Genomic DNA, 2,317 nt, shown 5'->3' with positions numbered 1-2,317 from the left:
CGGCAACAGGGACTTCAGACTAACAATGCAAACCTGCGTCGCTGCGCTCCGACTGCCTGTCCGAATGAGCGTGGAATGAGTGTCCGGATGTTGGTGGGCTGAGTGTCCGGATGGCGTGGAATCCGCATTCAGGGCGCAGAAGCTCGCAAAGAGAACTTAAGAAGTCTCTAAGGGTTAAGGCTCATGGTGTTGGCAATGCGAGGCGCGCTACTCAGAAGCTGGCAAGGTTGTATAAGCCAATTGTGACTACTGAGATTAATACAGCGCGTTTGTTTAGTTACCCGTCAAAGGGCTTCTACTCGATTCGCGCCACGCGTCCGACAGTATTCAACCCACCCGAGGTACAAACGGCGAATCCTTGAGACTCCCCGTTTAATCTGTTTAGCCTCTTCTTGAGAAGCCAGAAGCGCATCAAACGGATGAATAGGCAGGCGGTAGAGAGCTGCGTGGAGCCCTGAGAACTCGCGCTCATCACCACGGGACCAATGGAACAGCGCGGCCTTTAGAAGGTGGTGTCCGACCTCCTGCATGGTGTCCGTGAGGAACTGGAAGTACATGCGGCCATGGTCATCGCGCTTGATGTCCACGCGGAGCCAGAGACGGCCACGGCGGTTCGTAACGTACTGAGCAAGGCCGGTCTTTAAGGTGTCCTGCATGGCCGCGAGGATGTTGTTTGCGACCGCTGCTGAAGTGAAGTTCGTCAGGTTGAAGATGGTGTTCATGTGATGGAAACGCCCCTGTAGGTGGTCTATTGAGTCTCATTGCGTGTGGTAGCATGAGATTGTGGAAAGTGTTTTAGTAGCAAGATGTACAGAGTACATGTACTATTTACACAATCCAACCACTTTCTGAGGCATCTTATGGATATTGCTGAACGCGCCGCCCTGCTACTGCATCGGGCGCTTTTAGGGGACCTTGCAAGCGCGGGAGATGTCCCTTACGTACGCTGGCAGAACGTAAAGCGCGGTCGCGCGCGCATGGGGCTGGAAGAGATAGAGATATTGGGGCGAGTGTTTCCAGCCTATCGTTGGTGGCTGTTAACTGGAGAGGATGGGAAGCCTACAGGACCCTTTGAGTCTCCTGTAGGCTCTGCGGACATAAGAGAAGAGAACTAAACCAAGCTGTGTGTATTTGACGACATATTGGCAGCTCAACGCAGAGACTCGGCTGTGCATGAGGCTGATTGTCGTCCATGGCTTTGGCCGAGTCGAAGCTTGTGCATTCCACGCACCGCAAGAACGCTACAAGGCTCTAACCAGTTCCTCAGCCATGCGCCGCACCTGCACTGCCCTACCCGACCCGTAGAGGTCAAAGGTGATTGAGCCTGAGCTGTGTCCTAAGATGCTCTGAGCTGCCCCCAAAGGAACCTCTGCGGCCTTCATGGCCCCTGCAAGGTGATGCCTCAGCGAGTGGAATGACTGCCCTGTGTTCGTCTCTGTACCGAGAACGTCACGGATGAGCTGATTGAGCATTCCAGTGAAACCGCTGGAGGACATCTTGAAGAGCCTCCCGTCTGCTGCCTCAGCGAAAGCCAGGAGCGAGTCAACGTCCACACCATGCATGGGCACCACCGGCACTATTCGAGCGCTGAATTTATTCTTGAGGGTTTTGCCACCGTCAGCGTTGAGGTCCATCACCAACTGTTCATCAACCTTCTTGAAGTCCTCAGTGGTGACCTGATAAATCTCCCCAATACGAGCCCCTGTGACCACACCCAGACTCAACGCCCAACGCTGCCATGATGAGGTGGGGAGCTTGTTAGCGTATGCCATCAAGTCAGCTACCTGAGTCGTAGTGAACGCACCACGCTCGCTTTCAGAGCCCTTACGGATTTGGAGTCCCTTACCAAATGTCTTGGTGAGGTAACCGTTATCTTCACCCCACGTCATCACCGACGAGAGTTCGATGAGTATCTTATTGACGGTAGATGGCTTACGACCTTCCATGAGGCGAGCTTTGAGGTCTGTCATGTCCTTACGGGTGTGAGTGCGTAGGTCCAACGTACCAAGCATCCCCGCCAGAGTCCCATAGCACCCTTTCTTATTCTTGAGGGTCGCTGTCTGCCAGTCCGCTTGGCGCTCATCCATGTGGAGCTTGTAGAGCTTCTCAAAGGTAATCCCTTCGCCTACAACTGGGGGAGCGGTACGAGTGGTGTCGGTCGAAGTTGGTGTTGTAGTGCGGATGGTGGGCGTGCAGTGGTCTAATTTCCCCGGACACCCCGATAGGTGGAAAATACACCTATTGAGGAGTTCTCCATGACCGACAAACGCAAAGTATTCGACGACAGCTTCAAGCTGGAAGTTGTAAAGATGATCAA

The 2,317-nt window shown here is 53.9% G+C and carries 2 protein-coding genes; both read right to left on the bottom strand.

Features of this window, described 5'->3' with window-relative positions; translation table 11 throughout:
- Window positions 1-284: 284 nt before the first annotated feature.
- Window positions 285-722 carry a hypothetical protein gene (locus FQ187_RS29795; RefSeq protein WP_149632220.1) on the bottom strand — a complete coding sequence of 146 codons (438 nt, stop codon included), beginning with the start codon at window positions 720-722 and terminating at the stop codon, window positions 285-287.
- A gap of 519 nt (window positions 723-1,241) precedes the next feature.
- Window positions 1,242-2,317: tyrosine-type recombinase/integrase (locus tag FQ187_RS29785; protein ID WP_149632219.1), on the bottom strand; the 1,076-nt coding region annotated here is incomplete at its 5' end.

Origin of the sequence: Pseudomonas sp. ANT_J28 (genome assembly GCF_008370005.1) — a bacterium.
GTDB classification, from domain to species: Bacteria; Pseudomonadota; Gammaproteobacteria; order Pseudomonadales; family Pseudomonadaceae; genus Aquipseudomonas; species Aquipseudomonas frigoris.
The sequence above is the reverse complement of the archived record's forward strand: the minus strand, read 5'-3'. Positions and strand labels throughout refer to the sequence as shown.